Consider the following 14,924-nt stretch of genomic DNA (forward strand, 5'->3'; position numbering starts at 1 on the left):
CGCCGCGGAGTCAAACCTGTGTTGCAAAAGAGTATATGACACGCACTAAGGATAGGAGACATCAAATGAGCGTGCAGAAGAAAGTGTGCCTGAGTGACAGCCCAACGAAGGAGAGGAGAAGTTGTACGTTGTTTTTTGTATTCCAAGCGCTGAAACCATTCACCAGGGATTAGGCGCGCATTATACGCTGATTTTAAGATAAAAGGAAAATGGAAACGGTGTTTCAGAAATAATCTGTGCAGTTTCACATAATATTGTTATCAAGGCGTTAAGCCATGATGACAACTTATGGCGGCAGGTGATTGACCTGCCGCGTTTTGCTTATTTTTGCAGCGCCTGGCTGAGGTCGGCAATCAGGTCTTTCGGATCTTCAATCCCGACTGACAGACGGATCAGCTGCGGCACAATGCCGTTTGCCAGGCGTTGCTCCAGCGGAATCGAAGCGTGCGTCATGCTGTAAGGCTGGCTCACCAGACTTTCCACACCGCCGAGGCTTTCCGCGAGGGTGAACAGCTTCAGGTGGCGAATCACCTCGGTGGCGCGTTGCGCATCGCCTTTTACCACCACGGAAATCATCCCGCCGGGCAGGGCCATCTGCGTGCGGGCAAGCTGATATTGCGGATGCGATTCCAGGCCGGGATAGAACACCTTTTCGACCAGAGGATGCTGCTCCAGCCATTGCGCAATCGCCAACGCGTTGGTGCTGTGCTTTTCTACCCTCAAAGCAAGCGTGCGAATACCGCGCAGCGTCAGGAAGCTGCTGAACGGATCCAGTACGCCGCCTACCGCGTTTTGCAGATAGCCCAGCTTATCCGCCAGTTCCCTGTTGTCCCCGACAATCGCCAGCCCGGCCACCACGTCAGAGTGGCCGTTCAGGTATTTGGTGGCGGAGTGCACCACGATATCGAAACCCGACTCCAGCGGACGGTGGATCACCGGCGACGCGAAGGTGTTATCCGCCACGCTGATGACGTTATGACGGCGGGCGATCGCCGCAATGGCCGCCAGATCCGCCAGCTTCAGCAGCGGGTTGGTTGGCGTTTCGACCCACACCATGCGGGTATCCGGGCGGATGGCGGCCTCGAGACCGGATAAGTCGTCCGGTTTAACCCAGCTGACCTGCAGGCCGGTGCTGCGCTTGCGCACGTTTTCAATCAGGCGGTACGTCCCGCCGTAAACGTCATCAATGGCGACAATATGGCTGTCTTTGTCCAGCAGTTCGAGCACCGTGGAGATGGCCGCCAGACCGGAGGCGAAGGCGTAGCCGCGCGTGCCGCCTTCCAGTTCGGCGATGGCGGTTTCCAGCGCATGGCGGGTAGGGTTGCCGCTGCGGGAATATTCATAGCCGGTATGCTCGCCGGGTGACGGTTGCGCAAACGTCGAGGTGGCGTAAATCGGCGGCATGACGGCGCCGTGCTGGTCGTTGAACTCGCCGCTGTGTACGCTCAGGGTAGCCAGGTTTTTCATCATCGATTCCTTTATTGCTGAAGACGGTTGCGCCAGGCGGTCAGAACGTCGCTGCGCGTAATCAGACCGAGAAAAGGGTCGTTGTCATTAATCACGGCCACCAGACCGCGGTCGAAGATGGCGTTCAGGGCGCTTTCCGGGGCGTGTTTATCAAGAAACTCCACCTGACGCGTCATGGCTGCCGTCACCGGAAGCGCGAAGCGGTCGCCGTCGCCGCCGATATGCCGCAGGAGATCCCACTCGTCGATAATGCCCACCACCTTGCCGTTCTCCAGCACCGGCAGCTGGGAGATGTCATACAGGCGCATGCGTGCCAGTACGGTGGAAAGCGTGTCGTCCGGGGCGGCGGTAACGGTGGCGCCTTCATCGTGGCGCAGGGCGATGTAGTCAGAGAGATCGCCGGCCTGAGGGCGCGTGATGAGCCCTTGCTGACGCATCCAGTCATCGTTGAACATCTTCGAGAGATACTTATTGCCGCTGTCGCAGGCGAAGGTCACCACGCGTTTCGGTGTGGTCTGCGCCTGGCAATATTTCAGCGCGGCCGCCAGCAGCGTGCCGCTGGAAGAGCCCGCCAGAATGCCTTCCGTTTTCAGCAGGTCGCGCGCGGTGGTGAAGGCCTCTCGGTCGGTGATGCGCCAGGCGCGATTCACCCCTTCAATGTGGGCCAGCGGCGGAATAAAGTCTTCGCCAATCCCCTCAACCAGCCAGGAGCCCGCGTCGTGATAGCGTCCGGTTTCCACCTGGTCGGCCAGAACCGATCCTGCCGGGTCTGCCAGGACAAACTCCGTGTGCGGAGAGTGCTCGGCGAACCACGCCTGTAGGCCGCCCAGCGTACCGCCTGAGCCGACGCCCACCACGATGGCGTCGATCCGCCCGTCAAGCTGCTCGTACAGTTCCGGTGCCGTGGTGGTGCGGTGCGCCAGCGGGTTGGCCTCATTATTGAACTGGTCGATGTAAAACGCGCCGGGCAGCTCGTTGGCCAGGCGCTGGGCGTAATCCTGGTAATAGGCGGGGTGGCCCTTGTTAACGTCGGAGCGGGTCAGCACCACCTGGGCACCCAGCGCGCGCAGGTGGAAAATCTTCTCGCGGCTCATTTTGTCCGGCACCACCAGGATCAGCGAGTAGCCTTTCTGGGCGGCAATCAGGGCCAGGCCGAGACCGGTATTTCCGGCCGTCGCCTCAATAATCGTGCCGCCCGGCTGCAGCTGGCCGGTACGCTCCGCTTCGTTAATCATCGACAGCGCAACGCGATCCTTAATAGAGCCGCCCGGATTCTGGTTTTCCAGCTTCAGGAACAGCGAGCAGGGACCGGTATCAAGCTTGTGCAGCTGGATAAGCGGGGTACGGCCAATCAGTTCGGTGACGGAATGGTAAATCGTCATGATGTTTTCCTTTCTGGATGTCATGACGGGATGATAGAGCGGCGAAATTTTCGCAATAAAGAACCATTCACTGCTCTTTAGAACAGAAAAGAATATAAATGCCATTTTTGGATGTCAGGACAGCAAGACGTAAAGTTGTCTGGATGTGAGGATGGCTATATCGGCATGAAATGCTGAAAAAATGACCGTTTCTAGCGGGCATCTACCAGCAGATATGCATCCGGTAGATAATCATTGCTGAAATTGATCTAAATGCTTCCCACCCTGTAAATCCGCTGTTTATTTCCGAAAGTTATAACAAATTCTTTTTTGTTCATTTGAAAGCTGATAACGCCTGTTTACTATCGTTTGGACATCCATACTGCTAAACAGCCATGCGCGAAACGGATAAAGAATAAGAATGATCGTACTCAGGAATATTTCGAAGGTTTTTGACAACGGAAAGGTCGCGCTGACTGCCGTTGATGACGTCAATTTGACGATAGAGCAGGGACAGATTTACGGAATTATCGGCTACAGCGGAGCCGGGAAAAGCACGCTGATTCGTCTGCTGAACGGCCTGGAAAAACCCAGCGCCGGAAGCGTGACCATTAACGGGCAGGATATCTCTGCGGCAAAGGGTGAAGCGCTGCGCCAGGCGCGCCTGAAAATCAGCATGGTGTTCCAGCACTTCAACCTGCTGTGGTCGCGCACGGTGAGCGAGAATATCGCTTTCTCGATGCAAATCGCCGGCGTGCCAAAAGCCAACATCAAGGCGCGCGTCGCCGAGCTGGTGGAGCTGGTCGGCCTGAAGGGGCGCGAGAATGCGTACCCGTCCCAGCTGAGCGGCGGGCAAAAGCAGCGCGTCGGTATTGCGCGCGCTTTGGCTAACAGCCCTGACGTGCTGCTCTGCGATGAAGCCACGTCCGCGCTCGACCCGCAGACCACCGATCAGATCCTCGATCTGCTGCTGGATATTAACCGCCGCTTCAGGCTGACCATCGTGCTGATCACCCACGAGATGCACGTGGTACGCAAAATCTGCGACCGCGTGGCGGTGATGGAGAACGGTAAAGTGGTGGAAGAGGGCGACGTGCTAAGCGTCTTTACCCATCCGCAGCAGCCGATTACGCAGCAGTTTGTCCGCCAGGTGAGCCAGTACGCTGAGGAAGAAACCTTCAATACCGAACTGGCAAACGATCTGGAAGGCACGGTCATCAGGCTGACCTTTACCGGGCACAGCACCCATAAGCCGATCGTGGGTGAACTGACCCTGCGCTACGGCCTGCCGTTTAACATCCTGCACGGGAAAATGACGCAAACCGCCCACGGTGTGTTTGGTCAGCTCTGGGTGCATGTCGTGGCATTCGATGAACAACTGAACAATATCCTCGCCGACCTGCAGCACAGCGATATTGAAGGCGAGGTGATTAAACATGGCTGAGAATCTCTTTCCGCATCTCAAGTGGGATCAGCTCTGGGCGGCGACGCTGGAGACGCTGTATATGACCGCGCTGTCCGGCGTGGCGACGTTTGTGCTGGGCATCGTGCTGGGGCTGGCGCTGTTTTTAACCGCGCGCGGCGGGCTGTTCCACAACCGCACGGTCTACAGCGTGATTTCGATTGTGGTGAACGTGTTCCGCTCTATCCCGTTCATCATTTTGATTGTCCTGCTGATCCCGTTCACCAAGACCGTCGTCGGCACCATTCTTGGCGCCAACGCGGCGCTGCCGGCGCTGATTGTGGGCGCCGCACCGTTCTACGCACGCCTGGTAGAGATCGCCCTGCGTGAAGTGGATAAAGGCGTCATCGAAGCAACGCGCTCGATGGGCGCACGACTGAGCACGTTAGTGTTTCGGGTTTTACTGCCGGAATCATCACCCGCACTGGTATCGGGTATTACGGTGACGCTCATTGCGCTGGTGAGCTACAGCGCAATGGCGGGGGTGATTGGCGCCGGCGGTTTGGGAAATCTGGCTTATCTGGAAGGATTCCAGCGCAACCATGGTGACGTCACGCTGGTGGCAACGGTGACCATTCTGATCATCGTTTTCATTATCCAGTTCTGCGGCGATGTCATTACTTCACTGTTAGATAAACGCTAATAAATACACACAGGAACCACATCATGAAAAAAACACTGACACTGATCGCCGCCGCAACCCTGAGCGCCCTGAGCTTCGCCTCCTGGGCCGACACCCTGACCGTGGGCGCATCCAACACGCCGCACGCCGAAATTCTGGAGCAGGCTAAGCCGATTCTGGCGAAGCAGGGTATCGACCTGGAGATTAAACCGTTCCAGGACTACATTCTGCCGAACACCGCGCTGGCGGGTCATGACATCGACGCGAACTATTTCCAGCACATTCCTTACCTGAACAGCGTGCTTAAGGATCATGCGGGCGATAAAGACTACGATTTCGTCAGTGCGGGCGCGATCCACATTGAGCCAATCGGCATCTACTCCAAAAAATACAAGTCGCTGAAAGACCTGCCGGAAGGTGGCAAGATCATCATGCGTGACGCGGTTTCTGAAGAGGGGCGTATTCTCTCCATCTTCGAGAAAGAGGGCGTGATCAAGCTGAAGCCGGGCATCGATAAAGTGACCGCGCGCATCAGCGACATCGTTGAGAACCCGAAAAAGCTGAAGTTCACGCCGAACGTGGAAGCCTCTCTGCTGCCGCAGATGTACAACAACAACGAAGGCGATGCGGTGGTGATTAACGCCAACTACGCGATTGACGCCGGTCTGGATCCGGTTCACGACCCGATTGCGGTAGAGAGCGGTGAAAACAACCCGTACGCCAACATCATTACCGTGCATCGCGGTGACGAGAAGAAGAAAGATATCGTTGCGCTGGTGAACGTGCTGCACTCGAAAGAGATTCAGGACTGGATCCGCACCAAGTACAAAGGCGCGGTCATCCCAGTAAACAACTAATTTACTGATTTTACAGATGAAGCCCGGCGAGTCTCTCGCCGGGCTTCTTTTTTGTATCCGGCAGGAGAATCATTTAAGCTCAACGTTTAACAGGCAATGGAGTGATGACGATGGGTAACGTGACCAAAGATGAAGCGCTGTATCAGGAGATGTGCCGGGTGGTCGGGAAGGTGGTGCTTGAGATGCGTGATTTAGGGCAGGAGCCAAAGCATATTGTCATTGCCGGAGTCCTGCGTACCGCGCTGGCGAACCAGCGCGTTAAGCGCAGTGAATTGACAACCGAAGCGATGGAAACGGTGGTTAAAGCGCTGGCCGGGTAATGCGCCAGCGCTTCGCAAGCTGTTCGAGCGAGCAGCAGAGCAGGTAGTAGACCACGCCCGTAAAGATAAAAATGGCCGCCGGGTAGATTTGCACCCGGTTGTTGACCTGTCCCGCCACTGTGGTCAGTTCCGGTACGTTCACGATAAACGCCAGCGACGTATCCTTCAGCAGGCTGATAAAAATCCCCACCAGCGACGGCAGAATATTCCTCAGCGCCTGCGGCAGCAGCACGCGCAGGAGGGTTTGCTGCGTGCTGAATCCCTGAGACAGTGCGGCCTCGTATTGTCCTGACGGTAGCGCGTTAAGCCCGGCCAGCACCGAGTGCATCACCGTTGCCGCGGTAAACCAGGCCAGAGCCAGCGTGACGGTCAGCGCTCCCGGCAGATCGCCCCCGGTCATAAGCGGCAGCAGATACCACATCCAGAAAATCACGAAGATGAGCGGGATGCCGCGGATCAGCTCTGCCCATAAAAAGAGGGCCTTTCGCACGAGCCCGGTAAAGCGCCAGGCCAAACACGCGAGCACTATCCCACCGGGCAGGGCGATGACGGCGGCCCCGGCAGCCATCATTAACGACAGCAATACGCCCCCCGGTTCACCCGTCGCCGCGCGTCCCCACAGCAGATAGTCGAGGTTATCGGTGATGACGTTAAGTCCGGCAATCATGTTTTTCACTCCCTGTGGTGGCGACGCCTGGGCGTTTACGTTTCGCGTCAGGCCCGATGCGAACCAGCACCATCCCCATGACCAGGCCGGTCAGCAGATAGAGTGCGGTTCCGAGGGTAAACGCCTCCAGCGCGTGCGCGTTATAGCTCTCGATCTGCCTGACCTGATAGGTCAGCTCGGCAAAGCCAATCCCGCTCGCGAGCGAGGAGAGCTTCATCAGATTTAGGTACTGGCCCACGACCGGCTGCCAGGCGTTGGCCAGGCCCTGCGGCAGAAGGATGTAACGAAACAGACGCCACGCGGAGAATCCCTGCGCGAGCGCTGCCTCCCGCTGTCCGGCAGGTACGGAACGTAAGCCCGACTCCACCTCTTCGATTAAAAACGCCGAGGTAAAGACGCCCAACCCCCAGGCAGAACATAAAAATTCGGGCGTAAACCACCAGACGTCGCCGGGCAGAATTGACCAGCTGTGATCCGCGTTCACCGCGTCGCGGAACGCCTGCGGTAGCCCGTTCCAGGCGGCAAAATACCAGAACAGCAGCTGCACCAGCAGCGGCGTATTGCGAAACAGCGACACCCAGCTGCTGACGACCGCGTTCCCGGGGCGTCCGCCGGAAAGGCGCAGGAGCATAAAGAGCAGTGCGAGCAGGCTGGCCAGCAGCATCCCGGCAAGCGTGACCCACAGGGTGGTGAGGAATCCGGAGAGTATCCACTGCAGAGGCTGTCCGGTCAGTACCCCCTGCCAGTCGAGCGCGGGCATTACAGATGCTCCTGATGCAGCGGGTTGAGCACCTTTTGCAGGAACCGCTGCGCGCGCGGATGCGACGGCTGGCTGAAAAACTGTGCCGGCGGCGCGGTTTCCAGAATTTGCCCGCCGTCGATAAAGACAATCCGGTCGGCAATTTCCCGGGCAAACTGCATCTCGTGGGTCACCACGATCATCGTGATCCCGCTGTGGGCGAGGGCTTTCATCACGTACAGCACTTCACCAATCATCTCCGGATCCAGCGCGGAGGTGGGTTCATCGAACAGAATGATTTGCGGTGAAGAGGCCAGGGCGCGGGCAATCGCGACGCGCTGCTGCTGTCCACCGGAAAGCTCTGCCGGGAAATGGTGGGCTTTTTCCAGCATCCCGACCTTCTCCAGCAGGGCCAGCGCGCGCTCCTGAGCTGGCTGCGGCTTCCAGCCGTGAACGTGCTCCAGCGCCAGGGTAATGTTCTGGCTGGCGGTGAGGTGGGCGTAAAGATTGAACTGCTGGAACACAAACCCCACGCGGCTGCGCAGCTGGCGCAGCCCGGTACCGGAGAGCTTTGCGGTAGGCTTGTTGTCGACCAGAATCTCTCCGCCGCTTAGGGTTTCAAGCTGGTTGATAAGACGAATCAGGGTGGATTTACCGGAACCCGAAGGGCCGAGGATGGCGACCACTTCACCGGGCGTGATGGGGAGGTTAATATCGTTTAAAACCTGATGGTCACCGTAGCGTTTGTCCACATGACGAAACTCGACGCTGGCCTGTTCCAGATGTGAAAAATCCGCGGCACCGGCCGCGGAGTGTGAAAATAAACCTGAGAGCATAATTATCTGGCTTCTATTTTAAAGGCGCGAGGCTGTGGGGAAGGCGTGTTTGGGCCAAACCAGACATCGTAGATTTTTGCTGCCTGACCGTTCTTCTCGAGATTAATCAGCTCGTCGTTAACGGCCTTCAGCAGCGCCGTTTCACCTTTCTTCACCCCAACGCCAATCTCTTCTTTGCTGAGCAGATCGGGCAGGATTTTAAAGTTCGCTTTATCCGGCGCCTGCGCCAGCAGACCGGCCAGAATGGTGCTGTCCTGGGTGATGGCCTGTACGTTACCGTTGCGCAGCGCCGTCAGCGCCAGCGGAATATCGTCATACGAGAGCACGCGTGACTGCGGGAAACGCTGGTGCAGCGCCTGCTCGCCCGTCGTTCCTTTGACCGCGCCAATACGCGCCCGGCTGTAGTCATCAAGCTTGTCCGGTGATTTAGCCGGCACCAGGAACTGCTGGCCGGTGACAAAGTAAGGCGTCGAGAAATCAATCACCTGTGCGCGTTCCGGGGTGATGGTTATATCCGCCACGATCAGATCGGCTTTTCCGGACTGCAGCAGCGGAATACGGTTAGCCGGATTGGTGGCAACCAGTTCAAGCTTCACGCCGAGCGATTTTGCCAGCGCTTTGGCGAAGTCCACGTCATAACCCACGATCTCGTGCGTTTTGGCATCAATAGAGCCAAACGGCGGGTTGGCGTCAAACGTGGCCACTTTCACCACCCCTGCGGCCTTAATATCCGCCAGCTGATCGGCCTGTGCCTGCGCTGAAAGCAGGCTCCCCGCCGCCAGTAATCCCAGAACCAGTGTCCGTTTGGTAAACCCTTTCATATTTGCTGCCATAGTCATTCGCCATCCCGTTGTTTTTGTTTTACCCCGCTACGCTCCCATAAGCGAAAGCTATCGCCAAATAAGAAATCGTTCTTTGCTATGAGCAAAAAAGCATTAGTGAACAACGTGTTAATGAAGAGTGAAAAGAGCGGGATGCTATTTGCAGATCCTGCACATCAACAGTGGATTTTGGTATTTCCCCCGCGCGGCATTTGAGTGCTTAACTGAGATCAGACACGGCGAGAGAGGGTAAGATGATGAAAAAATGGATCAGCACGTTACGGCGGTTTTTTGCGACCCGACCAGTGAATGCGGAGAACAGCGCGCAACGTGTTCTTGAGTCAATCCTGCCTGTCGCCAGCCTGTATGGCGTCGACGTTGCCAACATTGACCCGGAGTGGTTCCATGATAAAACGTCACGCTGAACTGCGCCGCACGCGCGAAACGTACTGGAACGAGGTGTGCGTGACGTTTAACGAGTGAAATAAAAAAGCACCGGTTTCCCGGTGCTTTTTTATTAGATTTTGCAGGCGTCGCCGCAGTCGTCGTCGGCGACAATCGCCTGCGCTTTTTTGTCTGCATCGTCCAGACGTTCGGCATTACGCTCTTCGGCTTCATCCAGACCGTTAAAGACTAAGTTATCGAGATCAATTTCCATGTGGCACCTGCTCTGTTCAGTTTTTGATACTGGCACAGTATAGGGCAAAAAAAGCCAGCAATGTACCTCGCAGCACATAAGGATAATCCCTGCCATACTCAGTGCTTTATCGCTGAGGAGAGCACATGATTACACTCTGTAAAACCTGCGGAACCGCCTACGATGCCCGCCCGGACAGTTGCCCGATTTGCGAGGATGAGCGTCAGTACGTGCCCGCCACGGGCCAGGCATGGACCGATTTCGACACCGTCACCGCCACCCATACCAACAAATGGCAGCAGCTGGAGCCGCGGCTGTTCGGGATCAAAACGGTGCCCGCGTTTGCGATCAACCAGCGGGCGCTGCTCCTGCACACGCCCCACGGCAATATCCTCTGGGACTGCATCGCCAACCTCGACCCCGCAACCAAAGCGCTCGTTACCGCCCTCGGCGGCATCAGCGCGATTGCTATTTCACATCCGCACTATTACACCACGATGCAGGAGTGGGCTGCGGCGTTTGATGCGCCGGTTTACCTGCACGCCAGCGACAGAGAGTGGGTCATGCGCGACAGCCCGGCCATTCATTTCTGGGAGGGGGATGCGCTGGAGATTTTCCCGTCGGTCACCTTGCTGCGTCTGGGCGGGCATTTTGCCGGTGGAACGGTGCTGCACTGGCAGGAGGGGGATGGGGTATTGCTGGTGGGCGATATTCTGCAGGTCACGCCGGGTAAAGACGCCGTCTCGTTTATGTGGAGCTACCCGAATTATCTTCCGCTGCCGGCCTGCGCCGTGGCGTCGGTGGTGAATCATCTCGAAGGCAAAACCTTCGAACGTCTTTACGGCGCGTTTGAAGGGCAGAACATCCCGGCCTTCGCGGACGAGATTGTTCAGCGGTCGGGCCAGAAATATATTGCTTGTCTGAAGTAAACCACGATGGGTAAACTTTACGAGTGTGATCTCGATCATGCCTAAACTAAAACAGATAAAAGAGACATTGCTATGCAACATATCATTGAAGGTTTTCTCAGCTTTCAAAAAGAGATTTTCCCGCAACGTAAAGAACTCTTCCGCAGTTTAGCGTCCAGCCAGAATCCCAAAGCGCTGTTCATCTCATGCTCCGACAGCCGTCTGGTCCCGGAACTGGTCACCCAGCAAGAGCCAGGACAACTCTTTGTCATTCGTAATGCTGGCAACATCGTGCCGCCGTTCGGGCCGGAGCCTGGCGGCGTGTCTGCAACCATCGAATACGCCGTGGTGGCGCTGGGCGTCACGGATATCGTGATTTGCGGTCACTCCAACTGTGGCGCGATGAAGGCGATTGCCGATAACGCGAACCTGGAGCCGATGCCTGCTGTGTCACACTGGCTGCGCTATTCTGACGCGGCGAAAGCCGTGGTAGAGAAGAAAACCTGGGATAAGCCGATCGATAAAGTCAATGCGATGGTGCAGGAGAACGTGTTTGCGCAGCTGAGCAACATTAAGACCCACCCGTCCGTCGCGGTGGGCCTGCGTAATAACTCCATCCGACTGCACGGCTGGGTGTACGACATTGAAAGCGGCAAAATTCTTGCCCTGGATAAAGCGACGAAAACCTTCGTTTCGCTGTCTGAAAACCCGGAAGTCTTCTTCGAGTAATCCGCGACAGCAGGGCATGGAAGCCCTGTCAGTTCTCAATATACGGTAATCTGCGCCGCGATCCCGACGCGGGTTTTTCCGCCGCCTTCGCCATTGCTTGTGCAATCTCTGCACACTCCGCCAGCCCCTGAACGAAGGGACGATCGTGCATCAGCCACGGTATCGCGCCGAAGGCAATGCGCCCGCGAACGGCGTCAGGCGCATTTAAGGTGTAATCCTCACCGACGTCCGGTATCTCTTCGCCCGTGGCTTCCAGCTGTTTGCGCAGCGTCGGAAAGGGCAGATCCTTCGTTTTGAGCGGCTTCTGCCCGCGCGCATCAATAAACACGTCGAAACGGTAAACGGTCTCTTGTGTGGTGATTACCGTTCGATCGCTGCCAACGTCCAGCGCGTAATCGTCACCGAGCGTCGCCACGCTAATGATGCCGGCTTCGCGAAGCGCGAGCAGCCTGCGGATAGACTGCGGAGGAATGGCCGCATAGTTGTCGATGAATACGCGGGCGAGGCCTTGCTTAAAGCGCTCTCTGTCCCGTTCGCTGAGGTGGGGAACAATCTCCTGAACCACTTCATGCAGCCGAAGCACGGTATAGCGCCAGGCTACGGTGCGCCGCTCGCGTTTGTTCCGCTCCACCTCGTTGAGATTCTCTTCCGCCCAGGTAAACGGGCCGTGCCGTTTACGATCCTCAAACCAGGCCTCACGAATGCTGTCCGCATTCTGCTTATGCAGGGATATTTTCTCACACCACGTCGGGTCAGCGAGCTGAAGCTCTTTCACCATCAGGGTAAATATACGGTCGAGCAGGCCATTCGATCCTTTGGCGATCTCGTTTTCAACCACAAATTCGGTTAAGACCGACAGCGGTTCATAAGGAATAGGGCAGTAAAAATCGGCTTCCGGCAGAATGCCCGTCCGGGACATCAGGACAATCTTCAACGCGTCGCTGCCTTTATCCAGCACGAACTCATCGTCACGAAATTCACCGTGCTGCATCACTACCGCCATGGCCGCGTCGAGACCGCTTAACGATGTCCCCATAATACCGACGCGGCAGGGAGGGATACTGGCGTCCATCAGACCGGACCACGGGCTTGGGAAGAACGCGCGCGTGGCTTCGTCCTCGTCTGGCCAGACGTGACCGGTGGCGATAACCGCAAGGTCGAAGCGTTCAGGAAAGGCGCTGTCGTTGACGGAAAGCGTGACCCCTTCTTTCGTGGACACGATATCGGTGACCCGGGCGGATTCATGGACATCAACCTGAAACCCCAGCTTTCTGGCCTCTTTCACGATTGAACGAAAGCTGTCGCGAAAATACTCGCCCAGCAGAAGCCGGGGCAGGAACTGCCGGTCATGCAGGCGGGTTGTATCGACCTTAAAGCGCGCCAGATGAGCTTCGCTCTGATCCTTCAGCCAGTCGAGGTAGGTCATAAAAATGGGCGGGATTTCAATGCTCGCAATGTTCGCCAGCATCAGCCGGGAATTATCGTCGTCGTTATAGGGCATACCCACGCCAGCGTCTTCGGATTGTTCAAAGATGGAAACTGAGAGCGGCTTGCTGTTTTTAAGGAGATGATAAAAAGTATAAATCCCTGTGGGGCCGGAGCCAATAATCGCGATTTTCTTCATCGACGGTCTTCCTGTTTTTTTTCCATAAGAAAAGCGTAGCAGGAGAACAATGATGAAAATAAGGGATTAGAAAAATTCAGGATATCAGAAGAGGATTTGCACCATTTCAGGACTGAAATGGTGCGTCCGAGTGGACTCGAACCACCGACCCCCACCATGTCAAGGTGGTGCTCTAACCAACTGAGCTACGGACGCAGAATGGTGCGTTCAATTGGACTCGAACCAACGACCCCCACCATGTCAAGGTGGTGCTCTAACCAACTGAGCTATGAACGCAACGTGTTGTCGGCGACAACGGGGACGAATATTAGCGGCACAGCACCGAGGTGGCAAGAGGGAAAATGCATTTTTCTCTCTGATTTCACGCGATTGCTTCATTACCGCGCAAAGTGAAGAGAAAGTAGCCGCCGGGCGGCGGCTACCGCGTCGTTAACGTGCCGCGCGTTGCAAAATGACCGTTGATGGCTGGCGCTGCAGGAAGCGCATTCGCATCATCATCATAATCGCCGCCGACGTCAGGCCGATGATAAAGCCCATCCAGAACCCTGCCGGACCCATGCGATCCACCACCAGATCGGTAAGCGCCAGGATATAGCCACACGGCAGACCCAGCACCCAGTAGGCGATGAAGGTGATAAAGAAGATGGAGCGCGTGTCTTTATATCCGCGCAGCACGCCGCTGCCAATCACCTGGATGGAGTCAGAGATCTGGTAAATTGCGGCCAGCAGCATCAGGTGCGATGCCAGCGTGACCACTTCCGGGTTGTCGTTATAGAGCAGGGCAATCTGCTCGCGTAATGCAACGGTAAAGAGCGCCGTACAGACAGCCATGCAGACGCCGACGCCCAGCCCGGTCCGGGCGGCCGTTTGCGCATCCAGCGTTGAGCCCTGGCCCAGGCGGAAGCCGACGCGAATCGTGACCGCCGCCGCCAGCGACATCGGCAGGACGAACATCAGGGAGCTGAAGTTCAGCGCAATCTGGTGCCCGGCCACGTTCACAATGCCCAGCGGGGAGACCAGCAGGGCGACCACGGCAAATAGGGTCACCTCAAAGAACAGCGCGAGGGCAATCGGTAACCCCAACTGCACCAGACGCGTCATGATGTTCCAGTCCGGCGTGCTAAATCTTTTCTCGTTGCGAATATCGCGCATGGAACGGGCGCGTTTTACAAAGGCGATCATGGAGAAGAACATCACCCAGTAAACGGCTGCCGTCGCCACGCCGCAGCCGACGCCTCCGAGCTCCGGCATCCCGAAATGACCGTAAATAAAGACATAGTTCACCGGAATGTTGACCAGCAAACCGATAAAGCCCATCACCATTCCGGGCTTGGTTTTCGCCAGGCCTTCACACTGGTTACGCGCCACCTGGAAAAAGAGGTAGCCGGGCGCACCCCAGAGCAGGGCGCGCAGATAGCCCACGGCTTTATCAGCCAGTGCCGGGTCAATGTTATGCATAGCGCGAATGATGTGGCCCGCGTTCCAGAGCACGACCATGATCAGCACGGAAACAAACCCTGCCAGCCAGAAACCCTGACGAACCTGATGGGCAATGCGCTCGCGACGACCCGAGCCATTGAGCTGAGCGATAACCGGCGTGAGCGCGAGCAGCAGACCGTGGCCGAACAGGATGGCCGGAAGCCAGATTGACGTGCCGATAGCAACGGCCGCCATATCGGTGGCGCTATAGCCACCTGCCATTACCGTATCCACAAATCCCATTGCGGTCTGGGCCACTTGCGCGACGATCACTGGTATAGCCAGTGCCAATAGCTGGCGCGCTTCATTCATGTACTTCTGCACGTGAACACCTTTATTTTGTTGTTATTTGAGAGACTAAAAAAGCCGCCGAAACGGGCAGCAAGAAGAAAATG

Annotated in this window: 16 protein-coding genes and 2 tRNA genes; 7 read left to right on the forward strand and 11 right to left on the reverse strand. The window is 56.8% G+C overall.

All coding sequences use genetic code 11. The annotated features are described in order from the left end of the window. Positions 1-321: 321 nt before the first annotated feature. Together IM317_RS09655 and IM317_RS09660 are read right to left on the reverse strand one after the other, a co-directional pair. Positions 322-1,467 (reverse strand): PLP-dependent aspartate aminotransferase family protein, encoded by a 1,146-nt coding sequence (locus IM317_RS09655; RefSeq protein WP_033145308.1) that lies wholly within the window; start codon positions 1,465-1,467, stop codon positions 322-324. An 11-nt stretch (positions 1,468-1,478) separates the two neighbouring features. Beyond that, positions 1,479-2,849, reverse strand: a complete 1,371-nt coding sequence (locus IM317_RS09660) for a cystathionine beta-synthase (RefSeq protein WP_033145309.1) — start codon at positions 2,847-2,849, stop codon at positions 1,479-1,481. A 400-nt stretch (positions 2,850-3,249) separates the two neighbouring features. Here IM317_RS09660 and IM317_RS09665 point away from each other — a divergent pair, with 400 nt between their 5' ends. The 4 genes from IM317_RS09665 to fumD all read left to right on the forward strand — a co-directional run bounded on the left by IM317_RS09665 (position 3,250) and on the right by fumD (position 6,089). Further along, positions 3,250-4,272 carry a methionine ABC transporter ATP-binding protein gene (locus IM317_RS09665; RefSeq protein WP_033145310.1) on the forward strand — a complete coding sequence of 341 codons (1,023 nt, stop codon included), beginning with the start codon at positions 3,250-3,252 and terminating at the stop codon, positions 4,270-4,272. After that, positions 4,265-4,933 carry a methionine ABC transporter permease gene (locus tag IM317_RS09670; RefSeq protein WP_008500617.1) on the forward strand — a complete coding sequence of 223 codons (669 nt, stop codon included), beginning with the start codon at positions 4,265-4,267 and terminating at the stop codon, positions 4,931-4,933. The genes IM317_RS09665 and IM317_RS09670 overlap by 8 nt, the downstream gene beginning before the upstream one ends. Positions 4,934-4,956: 23 nt before the next feature. Continuing rightward, on the forward strand, positions 4,957-5,769 hold the full coding sequence (locus tag IM317_RS09675; protein WP_008500616.1) for a MetQ/NlpA family ABC transporter substrate-binding protein: 813 nt from the start codon (positions 4,957-4,959) through the stop codon (positions 5,767-5,769). Positions 5,770-5,879: 110 nt separating this feature from the next. Further along, the gene (gene fumD / locus IM317_RS09680) at positions 5,880-6,089 is read left to right on the forward strand and encodes a fumarate hydratase FumD (RefSeq protein ID WP_008500615.1); all 210 of its coding nucleotides are present in this window, start codon (positions 5,880-5,882) and stop codon (positions 6,087-6,089) included. Here fumD and IM317_RS09685 read toward each other — a convergent pair. From IM317_RS09685 to IM317_RS09700, 4 genes are read right to left on the reverse strand one after another with little or no spacing between them, the layout of a single operon-like run. Continuing rightward, positions 6,070-6,756, reverse strand: coding sequence for an amino acid ABC transporter permease (locus IM317_RS09685; protein WP_032657777.1), 687 nt, complete (start codon positions 6,754-6,756; stop codon positions 6,070-6,072). The genes fumD and IM317_RS09685 overlap by 20 nt on opposite strands. After that, the gene (locus tag IM317_RS09690; RefSeq protein ID WP_033145311.1) at positions 6,740-7,516 is read right to left on the reverse strand and encodes an amino acid ABC transporter permease; all 777 of its coding nucleotides are present in this window, start codon (positions 7,514-7,516) and stop codon (positions 6,740-6,742) included. The genes IM317_RS09685 and IM317_RS09690 overlap by 17 nt, the downstream gene beginning before the upstream one ends. Next, positions 7,516-8,331, reverse strand: coding sequence for an amino acid ABC transporter ATP-binding protein (locus IM317_RS09695; protein ID WP_033145312.1), 816 nt, complete (start codon positions 8,329-8,331; stop codon positions 7,516-7,518). The genes IM317_RS09690 and IM317_RS09695 overlap by 1 nt, the downstream gene beginning before the upstream one ends. 2 nt (positions 8,332-8,333) lie before the next feature. Then, positions 8,334-9,164 carry an ABC transporter substrate-binding protein gene (locus tag IM317_RS09700; RefSeq protein ID WP_120785284.1) on the reverse strand — a complete coding sequence of 277 codons (831 nt, stop codon included), beginning with the start codon at positions 9,162-9,164 and terminating at the stop codon, positions 8,334-8,336. Between the two features lie 242 nt (positions 9,165-9,406). On the opposite strand from IM317_RS09700, the gene IM317_RS09705 reads away from it, so the two are divergent. Next, positions 9,407-9,577, forward strand: coding sequence for a hypothetical protein (locus IM317_RS09705; RefSeq protein WP_157843316.1), 171 nt, complete (start codon positions 9,407-9,409; stop codon positions 9,575-9,577). A 92-nt stretch (positions 9,578-9,669) separates the two neighbouring features. On the opposite strand, the gene IM317_RS09710 is transcribed toward IM317_RS09705, so the two are convergent. Further along, entirely contained in the window at positions 9,670-9,810 is a 141-nt protein-coding gene (locus tag IM317_RS09710; protein ID WP_003857665.1) for a hypothetical protein, read from the reverse strand. 125 nt (positions 9,811-9,935) lie between these two features. Between IM317_RS09710 and IM317_RS09715 the strand changes: the two genes are divergently transcribed. Continuing rightward, on the forward strand, positions 9,936-10,718 hold the full coding sequence (locus IM317_RS09715; RefSeq protein WP_060568709.1) for a hypothetical protein: 783 nt from the start codon (positions 9,936-9,938) through the stop codon (positions 10,716-10,718). A 72-nt stretch (positions 10,719-10,790) separates the two neighbouring features. Next, positions 10,791-11,426, forward strand: coding sequence for a carbonic anhydrase (locus IM317_RS09720; RefSeq protein WP_023311344.1), 636 nt, complete (start codon positions 10,791-10,793; stop codon positions 11,424-11,426). Between the two features lie 28 nt (positions 11,427-11,454). Here the strand turns inward: IM317_RS09720 and IM317_RS09725 are convergent, their stop codons facing one another. From IM317_RS09725 to mdtK, 4 genes are all read right to left on the reverse strand, one after another. Beyond that, positions 11,455-13,050, reverse strand: coding sequence for an FAD-NAD(P)-binding protein (locus IM317_RS09725; RefSeq protein ID WP_033145314.1), 1,596 nt, complete (start codon positions 13,048-13,050; stop codon positions 11,455-11,457). Positions 13,051-13,168: 118 nt separating this feature from the next. Then, positions 13,169-13,245 (reverse strand) — tRNA-Val (locus IM317_RS09730). A 4-nt stretch (positions 13,246-13,249) separates the two neighbouring features. Continuing rightward, a tRNA-Val gene (locus IM317_RS09735) sits at positions 13,250-13,326 on the reverse strand. A gap of 153 nt (positions 13,327-13,479) precedes the next feature. Further along, positions 13,480-14,853 (reverse strand): MdtK family multidrug efflux MATE transporter, encoded by a 1,374-nt coding sequence (gene mdtK / locus IM317_RS09740; RefSeq protein ID WP_033145315.1) that lies wholly within the window; start codon positions 14,851-14,853, stop codon positions 13,480-13,482. Positions 14,854-14,924 lie beyond the last annotated feature (71 nt).

This window comes from Enterobacter cloacae complex sp. S3 (assembly GCF_014930495.1).
In the GTDB taxonomy this organism is placed as follows: Bacteria; Pseudomonadota; Gammaproteobacteria; order Enterobacterales; family Enterobacteriaceae; genus Enterobacter; species Enterobacter asburiae_B.